This is a genomic window from Alcaligenes sp. Lyrl_28, assembly GCF_051948705.1.
In the GTDB taxonomy this organism is placed as follows: domain Bacteria; phylum Pseudomonadota; class Gammaproteobacteria; order Burkholderiales; family Burkholderiaceae_B; genus Alcaligenes; species Alcaligenes ammonioxydans.
In genome coordinates this window covers 392614-409532 of the sequence record NZ_JAYJLG010000002.1, presented here as the reverse complement: position 1 = coordinate 409532, position 16919 = coordinate 392614, and the positions used below count along the sequence as shown (strand labels likewise).

Sequence of the window (16919 nt, the reverse complement as noted above, 5' to 3'; positions counted from 1 at the left end):
GTAGTGTAGCATTAATATGGCAGCCACAGATCAGCCCGCGGGAAATAAAGCGCAGCCTGCGCGGGACGCCCGTCCAGGGCCTGCACCTGTTCGCAATAACGCTGCAATTGTGGTGCATAGCGATCCAGCATCCGGGCCTTGAAATCGTCCAGGCTTTCATGCTCGGCAGGTCGCCCGGTCTTGTAATCCACCACCAGCCAGTGATCCTCCTGCGAGATGGCCAAGTCGATAATCGACACCCGGCCACTGACGTCCAGCAAGGACCATTCCCGGTAAGCCCGGCTGACACCCAGCAACCAGCGGCCACGCTCGGTTTGTACCGTTGCGATAATCGCTTCAAACAGAGATTGGGCAGCGTCATCCAGATAGGTCGAAGGCACCCCGGCCCGCAACAACTGCCGACGCATCACTGTGCGGCTTTGCTGCAAACGTTCTACCGGCCACGGGTCCAGACCTTCACGGCCCAGCTTTTCCAGCCAGTCGTGGGCAACCGTACCAATGGCTTTTTCATGAGTCGTATCCAGAGACCACTGCCAGCTTTGATATGACGAACTGGCAGTCTGCAACTGCTCGGGCGGCGCGGCGGGCAGGCTCACCACACGCTGCAAGAGTGCAGCAGGGCCTTGCCCGGGCTCCTCGTGCTGGCTGCCCTGCTCGGCTTGCCACACAGGAGCCTGCGGCTGCTGCAGCACAGGCCAGAGGCGACTGAGCAAAGAGCGGCCATCCGGTTCACGCAGCCCCTTGTCCTGGGTAATGCTCAGCTCACCAAATAAATGCAGCTCTTGACGGGCGCGTGTCAGCGCCACATACAGAAGGCGATGACTTTCCTGCTCGGCCCGTATACGCTCTCGCGCGGCCAAAAATTGAGACACGGGATCGCGCTGCTCGCTGCCCTTGTGGCTGATAGGCCCCAAGATCAGACGGTCGGCACTGTGTTCGAGGCGAATCAAGGGTTCGGAATCGTTGGCCGACTGCTTGTGCAGCCCAAACAAGATCACCGTTTCAAACTCCAGACCCTTGGATTTGTGAATCGTCATCACCTCCACTGCCTTACCCGTGCCTTGTGGGGTGGCGTACAACGACTCGACACGGGCCTGAAATTGCTGCTGATCGGGCGGGCCATAAGGGCACAGCTCTTCCAGCAAACGCAACACTTGCTCAGCGTCGGCCTGATCGGCCAGACTTGGATAGACTTGCGGCCCGCCCAGACGCGTCCAGCATTCCTGCACCCAAGCCGCAAAGGGCATCAAGCCACTGCGATTGCCCCTGTCCAGCAAGATCTGGCAGGCAAATAAAAGACGCGCACGCTCATCCGCGTCCCAGTCCTGAAAACGTGAAGGATGAGAAAAACGCTCCGGGCGGGCAGTAACAGCGTTACCGCCGTCAGATGAGAGCTCCTGTCGACCCGTTTGCGCCTGGGCCTGCTGGAGCTCACCGTGCATGACGGGGCTGGCACTGAGGCCAGAACTCAGCTCTGCCAAGGTCTGCGTGGGATACAGCGCACATAGGCGATGCAAACTCTCCAGACGCAAGCCGATCAGCGGCGAGCGCAAGACGGATAGCCAGGCCAGGCGATCGGCCGGATGTGCCAAGGCACGCACCAATTGCACCAGGTCCGCCACCACGGGGCGCTGTTGCAAAGGCTCCAGCTCCACGGCACGACAGGGAATGCCCTGCTCCCCCAGCTTGCGCACCAGGCCGTGCAAATGTGAGCGTGCCCGCACCAAAATGGCCACCGGATGCTCGCTATCCTGGTAGCGTTCCAGGGCCTGCGCGGCACACTGAACGGCCTCTTGTACTGCACGCTCTTGAGCCGCCTGCTGAGACGGCATGGCATCCTCACCCCGCGCAACGCGAAAGTGCCAGCAGGGGTGAAAATGCACAGCCCACTCGGGTATATCAGGTTTGAAAGCCGTCGAGTGTTCGTAAGTGACCATCCCCAAATCCGGGTCGGGGCGAGCCGGAAACAGTTGCGCCCCCACCTGGTTCACCCATTCCACCAAGCGCGGATGCGAACGGAAGTTGTTGCTCAGATTCAGTGGTTCCAGCTCAACCTCGCCCAGTCGTCGAGCTTGCCAGACTTGCAGGAACAAACCGACTTCCGCTTTGCGGAAACGGTAAATGGACTGCATGGGATCGCCCACCAGAAACAGGCTGCGTCCGTCGCCCGGCTCCCAGCCACTGGTCAGACGCTCCAGCAACTGTACCTGGGACTGGCTGGTGTCCTGAAACTCGTCCACCAGCAAATGACGTATGGATCGGTCCATCCGCAACAGCAGCTCGCCCGGCTCGTCGGCGTCGCCCAAGGCTTGCAAGGCACGTTGCGCAATTTCGGTGAAATCGACCTCAGCTTTTTCCGCAAAACGCAGTTTCAACTGCGCCGCAGCCAACCACAGGACCTGTATCAGATTGGCAAGAACCTCTTGCTGTTGAGCAGAATACTGTTCGGGCAAAAGCCGCGCACTGGCCAAACGGGCTATCCAGGGTTCGGTGCCCAGACAATTGCCCAACCATTCCGTCAGGATTTCTTTTTGTGCGGTTTTGGGTGGGAAGCCGTTGCGCACTGTCAGGCTTTTGCGCAAGCTCCCCGTCTCGGTCAGCAACAGGGCAGCCAATCCCCGCCAGCGCGGCACGTCCTCCATGACCGGGGCCAGCGGATCGCCTTGCCAATCGGCCAGGGCCAACACATCGCCCGCCTCCAGATTCGAGGCTGCAAAGCAGGCCACAGGTGCCAGTGTCTGCGCCCAGCCCGGCGGCAAAGCGTCGCTTAACTGCTGCAACTGCTGCTCCACCACTTCGCGCAAGCTGTCCTGCAAAAAGGCCACATCGCCACCCTGCCCTACGGCCGGCAGCCACTGATCCCGGCTGGCCAACATGCTCGCCAACAAGGCTTGCGCCTGCAGCAGATTCACATCCATATGTTCCAGGAAACGGGCCACGCTGGGCACGCTCTCAGCCATTTCAAGCGTGGCCCAGGCGGCTGCTTCGTAATGCTCTTGGGCCTTGTCCGTGATGGCCGGCACGCCGCCCAGCCCCGTAATCCAGGGCATGGCGCGCACCAGATGAGCACACAGTGAGTCGATGGTGCGAATGCTTAAACGCGCCGGATACGCGAGCAAATCCCATTGCTGCTCCTGATTGCGCTGCATGGCGGCACGCGCCAGTTCCCAACTGCGTACCCGGTAGGGCTCGGACGGTCGTTCCTGATGGGCTGCGGCCAGCTTCTCCAGCACGCGCGCATGCATTTCAGCAGCGGCTTTGCGGGTAAAGGTAATCGCCACGATTTCTTCTGGCCGCTGCACACGCGCCAGCAAAGCCAGAATCCGGTCGGTCAGCAACTCCGTCTTGCCCGAACCGGCCGGGGCCTGCACCAGAAAAGAGGAGTCGGGGTCCAGGGCCCGGGCTCGGGCGGCACTATCGCTAGGGACTGTCAGCATCACACCTCGCCTCCATTATCCTGGAGGTCTTCCTGAAACAAGCGTAAAAAAGGCAGAACATCGCAATACAGCAAATCGTTGCGGTTCCAGATTCGATTGGCAGCCTGCCCTTGCAGGAACTCATCAGCCAGTCCTTCGACCGCCTGCTTCCACTGTGCAATCTGCGCCGTCCATTGCTGCGCGCTTTCCAGTTCGGTCAGGCCGTCAATATCCATGCCGGGCGCAGCCAAGCCGCTCAAGCCTACCTGACGAGCGTGCAGACGCACAAAAGCCAGCCCACTGACCGTGCGCCCCTCGTCTTGCAGAGCCGCGGCATAAAACGGCAATTGCAGATTCACTGGTCTGGGCCGCAGCCAGTCCTTGTCCGGCCTCAGCTCGCCTATGCCGGTTTTGTAATCCAGCAGCAACTGCTCACCCCCGACCAGATCATCCAGACGGTCCAGACGCAGGTTCAGGCTCAGCAGACCCCGACTCCACCGCAACTCGTGCTCCGTCGCGCCCAACGCAAATGGGGGGCGCTGAGCTTCCTGATGCGCGTACTCGCACAAGATTGCACGGCCGCGCTCCATCTCCAGACTGCGCAGTACCGGACCGTAATCTGCCAGTTCTTCCTGGGCGGCCTGATCGATGCACGATTGCACCACGTCCTGCAGTGAACCCCCACCCATCAGTTCATGCAAACAGTCCTGATCTTTCACGCGCAGCCAAAACAATTCAACGGCACGGTGCAGAAACATGCCGCGTGTATTCATATCGCCCACACGGGCGTAATCCGGCAGTGCCTGTCCATGCAGACGGAACTTCACAAACGCCCATAAGGGATTGCGGGCCTGCGTATCCAACACACTGATCCCGCCCCGTATGCGTTCTTCCTGTTGCAGGCCTGGCCCCTGTTCGTCGAGCAGCGCTTCTTGAGCGGCTGCGGACCCTGCCTGCACCGCCCAGGGCATGTCCAGCACGGGCCACTGCATAATCAAGGGGCTGGGCCGCAGCGCCTGCTCACCTTGATGCAAAGGGGCACTTAACAACACCTGTTTTCCGCAGCGCAGCAATGCACTCAATATCCAGCGAGCCCACTCCAGCTCACGCTCGGGCGTACTGCGGGGGGCTTGTACACGACGCAGAACCTGAGCCGGAATCAAGGGATTCGGTTTGACGGCGGCAGGCAAAATATCGTCGGTCAGGCCCAGCACCCACACAGCGTCCCAACGCCCACCCTCTGCTTCCAGAAAACCCAGTACGTCCAGTCGGGAGCGCGGGTCGCGCTGCGGCTGAAACAAATTTTCCCGGGCCATACGGGCCAGCGTGCTTTGCGCCTTCAGAGGACTGACACGCCCCAGGACAGGTGCCTGTTGCGCCAGTTGCAGCAGCAAGGCCTCCAGAGCCTCCAAGGTCTGGAACTGAGCACTATCCAGCATCGAGGTTCCTGGAAAGCCCAGGGCTTCCAAACACTGACGCATGATTGAGGCCCAGGTATCCACTCCTTGAGCGCCGCTGGACACCGCTGCAAAGCGATCCATGGCCCGGTTCCAGGCCAGGGCCAGCTCGGGCGTATGAAAGCTGAGCATGTCAGCGAACTCTGTGCGACTGACCTGGGTGACGCGATTGTCACGCCACGCCTTGTCAATACGGGCGCGGCCACCCGCTTCGGACTGTTCCGCCTGACAGGCGCCCAGACGCAACGCCTGTCCGAGCAGCGCCGGTTCCGCCTGTCCCCGGGTCGCCAGGGTAAACAAGGCTTGCAGCCAGGCCAGGGCCGCGGCCACCACCGGCCAATCGGCCAGGGAGCGGGCCGCGGCCACGTTATAGGGCAAGGCCCCCTGATCCGTGTGCATGGCCTGCCGCAAGAGCCTGTGCACCAGTGGCAATTGTGTTTCCAGCTGCGCTGCCACAATCGCCACGGTGCGACTGGGGTCCTCGTCCAATTGGCTCCGCGCCCACTGGACCGCCAGACGCCATTCGGTATCCGCATCCTGCGCCTGCACCCGATGGACCTCCGTGGCCACAGGCTCTTCATGCTCCAGGCGCAAAATCTCGACCCCCAACTGCTGCAAACCGCTCAACAGACTTTGCAGACGCGGCGAGTACTCGTGAAAACCGTGCAGCACCATATGGCGATGACGAATATGCAAGGCGCCGGCCTGCACGGCGGCCAAGACGCGTTGCGCAGCCAGATTGGCGTCATCCAGATCCGCCTGCGCCAGGCTTTGCCGATAGTGAGCGCGCCACTGCATGAAGCGTTCGAAGTCCACACTGGCTTCGCCGGGCTTGAGCTCGATATTCCATTCATCCAGCAAGGTGTCGGCCTCGCACGCCAGCCGCGCTGCCTGGCCCACATCCAGAAAATAGCCCTCTTCCTCGCACTGCTCGATGCTGTGCTCCCATCGCTGCAAGGCAGCGAAGCGATCCATCTGGTGCGCCGCAGGCTGCCATTGTTCGGAAAAACACAGCTGATCGCTGGCCTGTGCCAGCCAGGCGCCCAGGGGCACAATTTCCGGTACCGCCACTGTTCCCCCGGCACCGGCCAGACAAGCCGACAGGTGCCCGAGCAGGCGACGCGCATAACGCTTGTTCACCGTCAAAACAATCGTCTGCGCACTGTTAAGCGTCTGCAAATGAGCCAGGGAAACAGCAGGGGTGTCGTACATAGAAAAAACCAGTTAAGGTTGCAAGAAAACAGAACAGCAAGCAGCGCTGACCGGGCCATTGTACCGACGCTCTATCACTTGTTTGTTCCCGCACTTACACTTAGCACCATGTCTAGCTCAAACACCCCCAACACTGAATTAACCGGCAGCTTGTCGCTGCGTACTGGCGACCATACCTGGGGCAGCGCACGCCGCATGGCTTTGCTGGCTGCCATTGCCGAGCAAGGCTCGATCTCTGCCGCGGCTCGCCATATTGGCATCAGCTACAAGGCGGCCTGGGACGCCATCGACATCATGAACAATATGGCGGGCGAACCCCTGGTGCTGCGCAGCACCGGAGGCCATCGCGGCGGCGGTGCCACCCTGACCCCAAAAGCCGAAGAACTGCTGGAGCTCTATCAGACCTATGACCGGCTGCACCAGCGTTTCATGAACCGTATTGGCCGTTTGATGCCTACCGTAGCCACTCAGATGGAGTTACTCCAAACCATGATTATGCAAACCTCGGCTCGCAACCAGCTTCCCGGCATCGTCACCTCGATCAAGGCCGGTGCCGTCAACGATGAAATTCATGTGGACATTGGCCAGGGCCAAACGGTTGTGGCCTCCATCACCCATGAAAGCACTGAGAACCTGGGCTTGCGCGAAGGACAGAAAGTGCTGGCCTTTCTGAAATCGTCTTCGATCATGATTGGGACCAGTGACACACGCAGCACGCTCTCCGCACGCAATCAGTTGCCTGGCACGATTACGGATGTCATTAACGGTGCGGTCAATGCCGAAGTCCGCCTGGAGCTGCCACAGGGCCTGACAGTCACTGCCAGCATCACGCTGGACAGCACCGAGCATCTACAACTGAAAGCAGGCCAGGCAGCCTATGCCCTGTTCAAAGCGTCCAGTGTGATGATTGCTACGCTGTAAGCGCGCTCAAGTCCGCGCTGGCACAGCACTCCAGGACGCGCCCATCCCGAATGCGATAGACCTCCTCGACCAGCACTCGGGCATCCTCGGGGTCATGGGTAATCAGGATGGTAGGAATATCAATCTGCTTTTGCAACTGGGCCAGCTCGGCGCGCAAACGGCTGCGCAAGTCCTGATCCAGCGCAGCCAAAGGCTCATCCAGCAACAGTAACCGCGGTTCAAGCGCCAGGGCCCGTGCCAAGGCACAGCGTTGCTTTTGCCCGCCTGATAACTGGGCCGGGTAGCTGCCAAGCACCGACTCCAGCTCAAACGCTTCGACCCATCGCTGGGCGGCGGCGGGCAGGGTCCGTACAGAGCGATTGAACAAACCCTTGTTCAGGCCAAAGCAGATATTTTGTGCAGCAGTCAGGTGCGGAAACAGACCATAATCCTGAAACAGATAAGCGACCCGGCGCTCGCGCGGCTTCAGATTGATGCCTGCCTCGGAATCGAAATAAAGCTGCCCGTCAATCTGGATGCGGCCACGCTCAGGGCGCAACAAACCGGCCACACTTTGCACCGTCAAAGACTTGCCCGAACCCGAAGGCCCATAAAGGGCGATATGACGGGCTTCGGTCTGAATCTGTATATTCAGCTCGAAGCGGCGCGCCTCGCTGAACACGCTGCGTTGAATCTGTACCGTCAGGCTCATTGCATCCCTCTTTTACGACGCACATGACGTGGTGACAGCGCACTGGTACTCCACAAGACCAGTACGCACGTCACTGAAATAATCGCCACCAGCACCAGGGCCTGCTGATCCTCGCCCGCCTGGACGGCCTCGTAAATGGCAATCGACATGGTCTGGGTACGACCCGGTATGCTGCCGGCAATCATCAAGGTCGCCCCAAACTCGCCCAGGGCACGGGCAAAGGCCAGCAAGACGCCGGCCATAATGCCACGCGCCGCCAGAGGCAGGCTGACACGAAAGAAGATCGCCAAGGGTTTGAGGCCCAGCACACTGGCAGCATTTTCCAAACGCGGGTCCACATCCTCAAACGCGGCGCGGGCCGCTTTCAGTATCATCGGGAAAGCGACCACCGTCGCAGCTATTACCGCCCCCTGCCAGGTAAAAACCAGTTCAATCCCCATGCTGGAGAGCCACTGACCCACACTGCTGCGCCGGCCCAGCAGAACCAGCAAGTAATAGCCGATCACCGTAGGGGGTAAAACCATGGGCAAGGTCAGGACGGAGTCGAGCAGATCGCACCAGCGCGACTGCCAGCGCGACAGGGCATAGGCCAGCCCTATACCCAGCACACAGGCCAGCAGGGTCGCCCAACCGGCGACCTTGAGCGATAGGCTCAGGGGAATCCAAAGTGAAGTCATCCTGCAATCAATATCCTGTCAAGGTTGGGCAAAACCGTATTTTGCCAGCACTGCCTGGCCAGACTCGGACATGACGAAATCCTGGAAGGCCTGCGCCTTGTCGTGACGACCATCACGCTGGACCAGCGCGATGGGGTAAGTGACCGGCTCGGTCGTCTTGAGTACTTCCAGCACCTGAACCTTGTCGCTCATGATGGCAGCATCCGTTGCGAAAACAAACCCGGCTTCCACCTCCCCCCGAGCCACATAATCGAGCACCTGGCGCACATTCTGCCCCAGAATCTCGCGTTGCTTCACGGCTTCCCACTGCCCGGCTTTTTCCAAAGCCGCCTGGGTGTAGCGGCCAACGGGGACGACAGCAGGGTTGCCCAAAGCCACGCGCTTGACTTCGGGCTTGCCCAGATCGCCGGCATTGGTCACTTTGGCAGGATTGTCAGCAGGCACAATCAGCACAACCTGATTTTGTACAAAATTCTTGCGTGTAGCAGGGTCAAGCACCTTGGCCTGCTCGGCCTTGTTCATGGCCTTCTGATCTGCCGAGGCGAACACATCCACGGGGGCACCGTTGATGATCTGCTGCAGCAACACGTCCGAGGCGGCAAAGCTGGTCAGCACTTTGGTGCCCGGGTTTTCAGCCTCAAACTGGCCTGCCAGTTCCTTGAAGGCATTGGTCAGGCTGGCAGCAGCGGCCACCACCAACTCATCGGCTTGGGCTGTGCCTTGCAGAAACAGGGATAAGGCGGCTACCGATACGACACGTTTGAACATGATTTTCTCCTCCGGAACGGGTGTAGGGCATGAGTATAATCAGGAAATATATATAGGTATATAGCGCAAGTCAGCGCCCCTTGCCGAATGAAGTTCATCATCCGAGAGTGATAGCATGGCGGCTTTCCCCTGTGATCCGCGTTGCCCACGGCACGCTGACAGCCACGCTTGAGCACTTTTCTTTCATGACGCCAGCCAGTCTGATATCCGATTTCATCACCATGCTCTGGTTGCAAGACGGCCTAGCCGCCAACACGCAGCAGGCGTATCGGCAGGATCTGGAACGCCTGCAGGAATGGGCGCAGCGCGAACGCGACGGCAAAGCCCTGGAACAGCTGCAAGCCAGCGATTTGCGCGAATGGATGGCCAGTCAAGCCGATCAGAGCAAGGCCAGCACCGCCAACCGGCGGCTGGCCACCTTGCGTCGCTTTTACAACTGGACGGTACAGGAAGGCATGCGCCAGGACGACCCCTGCCTGGAACTGAGCAGTGCCCGTCAGGCGCCGCGTGTCCCGCATACCTTGTCTGAAGAACAGGTCGAGCGTCTGCTCGCCGCACCAGATATCCACCATCCCCTGGGCTTGCGCGACCGCTGCATGCTGGAGACCTTGTATGCCTGCGGTTTGCGTGTCACCGAACTGACTGAATTACCCTTGCAGAACCTGAGCCTGAGTGATGGCGTACTGCGTATTGACCAAGGCAAGGGAGGCAAAGACAGGCTGGTTCCCCTGGGGCAGGAAGCCATGCACTGGGTCGACCGGTATCTACGCGAAGCCCGACCCGCTTTACTGGGACAGCGGCGCAGCGACTTTGTGTTTATTACCGGTCGCGGCACCTGCATGAGCCGACAGTCTTTTTGGCTGATCGTCAAAAAATATGCACTCCAGGCCGGTATCCTGGCCCCCTTGTCCCCGCATGTTCTTCGCCATGCCTTTGCCACTCATCTGCTCAATCATGGGGCGGACTTGCGCGTGGTGCAGATGCTTCTGGGACATGCCGACATTTCCACCACCCAGATTTATACTCATGTGGCGCGTGAACGCTTGAAAGCACTGCACGCGGCCCATCACCCACGCGCCTGAGCGCCCAAGCACGATATGGCAAAAGAAAAACACGTCAGCGAAACACCGGCCACACAGTGGCTGCGTAAAAAAGGCATTTCCTTTAGCGAGCACAGCTACAACTATGTCGACCACGGCGGAGCCATGGAAGCGGCAGCCCAGTTGGGCCTGGACCTGCACCGGGTCGCCAAGACCCTGATCATGGAAGATGAAAACGCCAAACCCTTGATTATCGTCATGCACGGCGACCGCGAAGTCTCCACCAAAAACCTGGCTCGGCAAACCGGGGCAAAAAAAATCGCCCCCTGCAAACCCGAAGTCGCCCAGCGGCATTCCGGCTATCTGGTCGGCGGCACCTCACCCTTTGCTACCCGTAAAGCCATGCCCGTTTGGTTAGAAGAAGAATTGCTGGCGTTCGAGACCATTTACATTAATGGCGGACGACGCGGTTATTTGCTGGGTATTCATCCCCAGGTACTGATCGACGTGCTGGGAGCGCGCCCGGTACAGGCCGGTCTGGAAAAAGGCTGAGCGCATCGGGCGGCAAGATGTAGCCACACTGTCCGCCCAGTCGCGTCACATCCGGCCAGGTGATTGCACCGGCCTGGCTTTTCGCCAGATAATTCAGGCCTGCATAATCAGAGGGGACCCCATGTTTCAATCTTTGCGCCAGCCTGCCGTCATGACGGTGACCCTGGCTGCTGCTGGCATCCTGATGGTCACCATGGGGATCCGTCAATCCTTTGGCCTGTTCGTTGGCCCCATCGATAAAGCAACCGGCATGGGCATCCTGTCCATCAGCTTTGCCATGGCCGTGGGGCAACTGGCCTGGGGCGCAATCCAGCCGATTGCCGGTGCGTGCTCTGACCGTTGGGGCCCCGATCGGGTACTGATCGCGGGCCTGCTGATTCTGGCTCTGGGTTGCGCGGTAAGCCCTTTTATTGGCACCGGCCTGGGCCTGACACTGACGCTGGGGCTGCTGGCCAATATCGGCTCGGGCGCCGCCAGCTTCTCGACGCTGATTGGTGCCGCCGCCCAGCGCATTCCCGATCATGCGCGTGGACAGGCGTCGGGTCTGATCAATGCAGGCGGCTCTTTCGGCCAGTTTGTCTTTGCACCTGTGGTTCAAAAACTGATCGGCTGGGTCGGCTGGATGTCCACGTTTTGGGTCCTGGCGCTAACGGCATTGCTGACCTTGCCACTGATTCGCAAACTCAGCGTGGGCAACAAGGCCCAGAAAGCAGTGGCCTTCACGCCGGCACCGCCTGCCAGCGGGCCAGGCCTGGCCCAGACCCTCAAAAATGCTATGAAAGACCGCAGCTACCTGCTGCTGAGCCTGGGGTTTTTCACCTGTGGCTTTCATATTGCCTTTCTGGTCACGCATCTGCCGGGCGAAATTGATCTGTGCGGCCTGCCCCCTTCGGTAGCCAGCTGGTCGCTGGCACTGATTGGTCTGGCAAACATTTTTGGCAGCATTGCCGCCGGTTCCTGCATTGCCCGCTGGCGCAGCAAATACGTATTGGCATTGATGTATGCGTCGCGGGCCGTACTGATTCTGTGGTACTTGATGATGCCCAAAACCGATCTGGTGTTCTATATTTTTGCGGTGGGCCTGGGCTTGACCTGGCTGGCTACCGTGCCGCCGACGGCCAATATTGTCGCCAAGCTATTTGGCACACGCTATCTGGCTACCTTGTTTGGTCTGGCCTTGTTCTCACACCAGATTGGCGGTTTTCTAGGGGCCTGGCTAGGCGGTATTGCCTTAACCCGATTCGGGGACTATAGCTGGATGTGGTGGGCCGATATTGCGTTGGCCACCTTGGCCGCCATCGTCAATCTGCCGATCCGCGAAGCCAAGATCAGGATGCAGACGGCTTAGGCGGCCGGACGTGAAACCCTGCCAAACAACAGCAAAAACGCTGGTCCGTAAAACAGTCCTTTTAACTGCCCCTACAACAAAAAGACCCGTCAGTGATGGCGGGTCTTTTATTTCTGGTACCCATACGCCCTCTTTACACCGGCGCAGAGCATCAAGCCCACGCAACTGGGCTTGAAACAGGGTGTTGATAGTAATGGTGGCCTGCGGCACAGCCTGAATCACCACCCAATGCTCCATGATCTTGCCGTCTGGCGCTTGCGGATGGGGCTGGATATAGTCCTCGGCGCGACAAACACGGCTTCCTGAACCCGATACGGTACGGTTTAAAGACGCTATCGTAAAAATCGATCACTCACTTACGATGGCGTTCTTCCTGCCCCCATCACGAGTTTGCGAATTGACAGCCAACGCTGCATTTGTGCCCAACCAGAAAAAGCCCGCCCACAAAATTGGAGATACCCATCAGATCACATCCTCCCACTATCCCGCTCCTGGCTCAATAACCGACGGTAAAGCGCTGTCGCGAATGAGCCGGTCGCTCAATTTCGTCGACCAACGCGACGGCGTAATCCTCGTAAGAAATCCTGCTGCCTTGGTCGGACACCAAAAGACTGTCTGTACCAATACGGAACGTGCCCGTGCGCTGGCCGGGGCCAAACTCGGCGGAGGGCGACAAGAACGTCCAGTCCAGCTCTTTTTCTTGACGCAGTTGATCCAGAAAGGCGATGCCACCCAGCGCCTCGGCTCGATAAGCATCCGGGAAGGCAGGTTGATCAATCAATCGCTGACCGGGGGCCACGTCCAGACTGGCTGCGCCACCCACCACCAGATAACGCGGCACACCGGCCGCCCGAACCGCCGTAATCAGCTTGGAAGGATCTGAGGACACAAAACGAACTGCGCTGACCGCAATATCGTGTCCTTTCAACAGTGCGATCAATCCATCCAGATCATTCACATCACCCTGAACAGCCCTGACATTGGGCAGGCTGACTATTTTTTCGGGATGGCGGGCAATCGCTGTCACCGTATGACCACGATCCGACAGCTCTTTTAACAGGCGTGAGCCGACTTCGCCAGAAGCCCCCATCAATGCAATACGAGACATAAACGCTCCTTGTGTGCTCAAATAAAGACCTGGTCTATAAAATAGACCATTAAGTGTGATGCTAGACAGTTTTTTGAGCGACCACAAGAAGTCACATCGGCCAGACCAGGTCACACGAAGGTGACTATTGAACCCAGGAAGATCCTCAGCCATGCCCTCATCGAGCACTGCTCCACCCGCTCCCCGTCCTTTGCAAGAAGAATTTGCGCAGCCCTGCCCCATTCGAGATGTGCTGGATCGCATTGGCGACCAGTGGAGCCTGCTGATTCTGGAAGCCCTGGCGCCAGGCACCCTGCGCTTTAATGAGCTAGGCCGGGAAATTGGTGATATATCGCGCCAAATGCTCTCACGGACTCTCAAACGCCTGGAAACAGACGGGTTTGTTCAGCGAACGCTCTATGCGGAAGTCCCGCCGCGCGTGGAGTACACACTCACTGACCTGGGGCAGTCCTTTCTGACGCCCATGAGAGAACTGGTGAAATGGGCCGATATCCATCACGCCCGCATCTGCCAGGCACGCCGGCAAGCTGAACTGGGCTGAACAGACCGGGAAGCCCAGCCCTGGCCGGATAAGAAAAAAGCCGCTTTACGCGGCTTTTTCATCGACCCCCAGGCTCAGGCGGCGCTGGCCGGCAAGCCAAACACACGGTCAAACGTCCAACTGAAGATGAAGGAGTAAATCAGGAAGAACACTAGAATGGCCACTTCCATACGCAGAGCCTCCAACAGGCCAACCTGATACCACCACATGTACAAAGGCACGATAAACACCACCAGGCCGGCCTCGAAACTAATGGCATGCAAACTGCGGCGTAACAGGCTGCGGCCCTTGACGGTTTGTCGGGCCTCCCAGTGTTCAAACGCCGTGTTGAACACATAATTCCAGACTATCGCAATGACTGAGATCGCCACAGCGATAGGGGCGGACTCGGATGCCTTGCCCCCGGCAAAATACGCCAGCAAGAAGGATGAAAAAACAATAGCAAAAAACTCAAACAAACCCACGTAAAAAACGCGGCGTTTCCAACCTTGGAGTGTCATGACTACCCTGCTGCAGTGCATCAGCCTGGCACTGGAGAACACCCAGCCGGACGAGACGATGCGTTCAACAATGAGTCGCAGCCCGCTGCGGCAGCCCTTTGAGCCGGCACCGTCACTGCGATAAAGCGCACAATCCTACCACAAGCCGGCAAGGGCTTTAGCCAGTCATCGGCAATAAGCCTTTTCAACCTGAACACACGCCGTTTGTTACCTGGGGCTTACGTCATTCACAGCCCGTATCACTCCCCATCAAATCGCATAATCTGTTAGCGCCAGAGCCTTTAAGGTGAAGCTTCCTACCTTAACTTTTGGACTGGAGCGAACGATGACAAGCCATAAAGCCAACACCGAACAGCTGCATGAACTTCTGTATCAAGCCCTGGAAACCGAATTAGGCGGGGAACTAGTCTATAAGTCGGCCATCTCCTGCGCACAGAACCCGGACCTGAAAAAAGAATGGGAAGGCTATCTGGACGAAACCATGACACATCAACAAGTGTTAATGCGTATTTTCGAGCAGCTGAACCTGGACCCTGCTAAGCAAACTCCTGGTCGACAAGTCTTAAAGCATATCGCCACGGCGCTGGTCAAGGCCATGGAACTGGCCAAGCAAGCGGGCGACCCCAACGCTGCTGAGCTGGTGGCCTCTGAATGTGTCATTCTGGCCGAAACCAAAGATCACCTGAACTGGCAGTTGATTGGACTGGTTGGCGAACAAAGCAAGGACAAGACACTGGCCTCCTTGCTTAAACAGGCCCATGATGCAGTCGCGCCCGATGAAGGTCACCACCTCTACCATACGCAAGGCTGGTCACGCGAACTTTGGATTCAGTCCTTGGGCTTTCCCGCCGTGCTGCCCCCACCGGAAGAGCAAAAACAGGTCGAAACACCAATCGGAGCCTCACGGGCCGAGCAGCAACGCAGCAAAATGCTTTAATAAAAAGGGCCTTACGGCCCTTTTTCTTTATGCGTCCCCATCCAGACGGCGGCGTGCCTTCAAGGCAATCGCAGAATAGTAGGCCTCCAGCTTCTTGAGCTGTTTCTCATCCAGCTCTTCCACATCAATCAGACGCTCATTGGCATCCGTCAAGGAAATAATAAGTTCATCGAGCTTGATGTGTATGGCCTTGCTGTCCTTGTTTTGATTTTGCTGAATCAAGAACACCATTAAAAACGTAATAATGGTGGTGCCGGTATTGATAATTAGCTGCCAGGTTTCCGAATAATTAAAATAAGGGCCGGACAAGGCCCATACCAGCACAGCCAGCACCGCAACGGAAAACATGATAGGAGAGCCGGCAAAGCGTGTCACTGCCTTGGCGAAACGGTCGAAAAAACCGTCTATGGAATCAGGTTTGCAAGGTTTCACAAACGGTGGCGACTGATCCCGACAATCCGAGGAAAACATCTCGTCCTTGCCCAGAAAATCCTTGTCGTTTTTCATGGCTAATCCCTCCTAAATAAAGGCAGTGTAGTCCGGGCTTAGCCGCATATATTTCAAATAAAAACGAAACTGGGCAAAATTAAAACAGGTTTCAAACCATGACACGTTTTCCGCCCGATGGCTCGGTAAACCACACGTACGCTGCCCCTTTCGCCCTGACGGCCCCCAAAGCCAGCAACTGAGCACAAGGCGCGAAAGCTCACATGCCTTGCGGCTGCGCAGACTTGTTGCAGCGCGGCTCAGGCCTGCGGCAAGCGGGCAATGTCTGAGCATAAGCAAACGTTTCCAAGGCTTGCTGGCCCCCTCGATTTACGGCTGTTTGCGAACGAAATATTTTTTTACAGGTGACACTACCCAAGACACATCAAGATTTGTAAGATGCGGTCTGACTAGCTTGCTTTCAGTTTGATAGTTTTTGTAGAAAGTAGCTTGCAGCCTTTTTTCAAACACCCTATTCATCGCCTTTATTTAAAAAGGAGCAAGAAGTGGGCAAAATCGACCATAAAGGCATGTGCATTTTGTGCCAAAACCTGCCTCTTTCCAAGGCGCACACCCCAAAACATACCTATATGAAACGCGTCACCCAGGCAGAAAACTGCGGGGCTCAAGGAATACAAAGTCTGTTTTGCTGCACCGTCTGCCAAACTTACTGGCTTTATCAGCAAGACAAATGGGAAAGTTGCCTGGGATTCAAACTTTGGAGCGGGGATTTAAATGACTACCTGTCTTCCACACGAAACTCGGTCAGCACATGGAGTGCAGCCAACGCGCACCGTCACTCGCTCAAGGAACTAGGCAAGCGACCTCTCCATTAGCGCGATGCGCTTTCGCCACCACTGCGATCTTCCGCCTTGTTGGCCGGACCCGCCGGGCGCGGGTCTGCCGCCAGCCTTGTTTTTCACGTGACAAGGCTGGCTCCCTGAAAAGAGGTGGACACACGCCAAGCCCTCGATTCTGCGCAGAATGTCAGGGATCACATCAGGAGGGAACGTCTGGGGTGTCAAAAAGAAGCGTGGCGGACGATACAGCCAGATCGGCTTCCTACCCAGCAATGGCGGGCCCAGCAGGAATCGAACCTGCAATCTTCCCTTAGGAGGGGAAAGTTATATCCATTTAACTATGGGCCCGGCGGGCGTTTCTGCCAGCCAGCAATGCAGAGTCGACACGTACACATAAGCACAAACGAGAGGGGAGGGTTAAGCCCCCGTTCTGCCCCATCGACTGCAAAATGACCGCAAACACAC

14 protein-coding genes and 1 tRNA gene are annotated in these 16919 nt (G+C 58.0%); 6 read left to right on the top strand and 9 right to left on the bottom strand.

All coding sequences use genetic code 11. The annotated features are described in order from the left end of the window. Positions 1–11 precede the first annotated feature (11 nt). The gene (locus VF694_RS06485) at positions 12–3437 is read right to left on the bottom strand and encodes a UvrD-helicase domain-containing protein (protein ID WP_003803402.1); all 3426 of its coding nucleotides are present in this window, start codon (positions 3435–3437) and stop codon (positions 12–14) included. Then, complete coding sequence (locus tag VF694_RS06480; RefSeq protein WP_440163952.1) at positions 3437–6085, bottom strand: PD-(D/E)XK nuclease family protein; 2649 nt, start codon at positions 6083–6085, stop codon at positions 3437–3439. Before VF694_RS06480 ends, VF694_RS06485 begins: the two co-directional genes overlap by 1 nt. Positions 6086–6193: 108 nt before the next feature. Between VF694_RS06480 and VF694_RS06475 the strand changes: the two genes are divergently transcribed. Continuing rightward, complete coding sequence (locus VF694_RS06475; protein WP_440163951.1) at positions 6194–7006, top strand: TOBE domain-containing protein; 813 nt, start codon at positions 6194–6196, stop codon at positions 7004–7006. Here the strand turns inward: VF694_RS06475 and VF694_RS06470 are convergent. Genes VF694_RS06470 through modA form a run of 3 tightly spaced genes read right to left on the bottom strand, consistent with a single transcriptional unit; the run spans position 6996 to position 9142 of the window. Beyond that, positions 6996–7697 (bottom strand): ATP-binding cassette domain-containing protein, encoded by a 702-nt coding sequence (locus tag VF694_RS06470; RefSeq protein ID WP_003803409.1) that lies wholly within the window; start codon positions 7695–7697, stop codon positions 6996–6998. The two genes, VF694_RS06475 and VF694_RS06470, sit on opposite strands and share 11 nt — an antisense overlap. Then, positions 7694–8374 (bottom strand): molybdate ABC transporter permease subunit, encoded by a 681-nt coding sequence (gene modB / locus VF694_RS06465; protein ID WP_003803411.1) that lies wholly within the window; start codon positions 8372–8374, stop codon positions 7694–7696. Before modB ends, VF694_RS06470 begins: the two co-directional genes overlap by 4 nt. A gap of 18 nt (positions 8375–8392) precedes the next feature. Then, positions 8393–9142 (bottom strand): molybdate ABC transporter substrate-binding protein, encoded by a 750-nt coding sequence (gene modA, locus VF694_RS06460; RefSeq protein WP_003803413.1) that lies wholly within the window; start codon positions 9140–9142, stop codon positions 8393–8395. Positions 9143–9327: 185 nt separating this feature from the next. Between modA and xerD the strand changes: the two genes are divergently transcribed. The 3 genes from xerD (at position 9328) to VF694_RS06445 (ending at position 12082) form a co-directional block, all read left to right on the top strand. After that, the gene (gene xerD, locus VF694_RS06455; protein WP_039943829.1) at positions 9328–10224 is read left to right on the top strand and encodes a site-specific tyrosine recombinase XerD; all 897 of its coding nucleotides are present in this window, start codon (positions 9328–9330) and stop codon (positions 10222–10224) included. A 15-nt stretch (positions 10225–10239) separates the two neighbouring features. After that, positions 10240–10734, top strand: a complete 495-nt coding sequence (ybaK, locus tag VF694_RS06450; RefSeq protein ID WP_003803417.1) for a Cys-tRNA(Pro) deacylase — start codon at positions 10240–10242, stop codon at positions 10732–10734. A gap of 121 nt (positions 10735–10855) precedes the next feature. Further along, on the top strand, positions 10856–12082 hold the full coding sequence (locus tag VF694_RS06445; protein WP_003803419.1) for an MFS transporter: 1227 nt from the start codon (positions 10856–10858) through the stop codon (positions 12080–12082). A 496-nt stretch (positions 12083–12578) separates the two neighbouring features. Here the strand turns inward: VF694_RS06445 and VF694_RS06440 are convergent, their stop codons facing one another. Then, on the bottom strand, positions 12579–13190 hold the full coding sequence (locus VF694_RS06440; protein WP_003803421.1) for an NAD(P)-dependent oxidoreductase: 612 nt from the start codon (positions 13188–13190) through the stop codon (positions 12579–12581). A gap of 151 nt (positions 13191–13341) precedes the next feature. Here VF694_RS06440 and VF694_RS06435 point away from each other — a divergent pair, with 151 nt between their 5' ends. Continuing rightward, positions 13342–13731 carry a winged helix-turn-helix transcriptional regulator gene (locus VF694_RS06435; protein ID WP_003803422.1) on the top strand — a complete coding sequence of 130 codons (390 nt, stop codon included), beginning with the start codon at positions 13342–13344 and terminating at the stop codon, positions 13729–13731. A 74-nt stretch (positions 13732–13805) separates the two neighbouring features. Here VF694_RS06435 and VF694_RS06430 read toward each other — a convergent pair whose 3' ends face one another. Next, positions 13806–14231, bottom strand: coding sequence for a PACE efflux transporter (locus VF694_RS06430; RefSeq protein WP_440163949.1), 426 nt, complete (start codon positions 14229–14231; stop codon positions 13806–13808). Between the two features lie 325 nt (positions 14232–14556). On the opposite strand from VF694_RS06430, the gene VF694_RS06425 reads away from it, so the two are divergent. Beyond that, complete coding sequence (locus VF694_RS06425) at positions 14557–15168, top strand: ferritin-like domain-containing protein (protein WP_003803424.1); 612 nt, start codon at positions 14557–14559, stop codon at positions 15166–15168. A 27-nt stretch (positions 15169–15195) separates the two neighbouring features. On the opposite strand, the gene VF694_RS06420 is transcribed toward VF694_RS06425, so the two are convergent. Both VF694_RS06420 and VF694_RS06415 read right to left on the bottom strand, forming a co-directional pair. Then, entirely contained in the window at positions 15196–15675 is a 480-nt protein-coding gene (locus VF694_RS06420; RefSeq protein WP_003803425.1) for a low affinity iron permease family protein, read from the bottom strand. Positions 15676–16727: 1052 nt separating this feature from the next. Next, a tRNA-Arg gene (locus VF694_RS06415) sits at positions 16728–16802 on the bottom strand. Between the last annotated feature and the right edge of the window lie 117 nt (positions 16803–16919).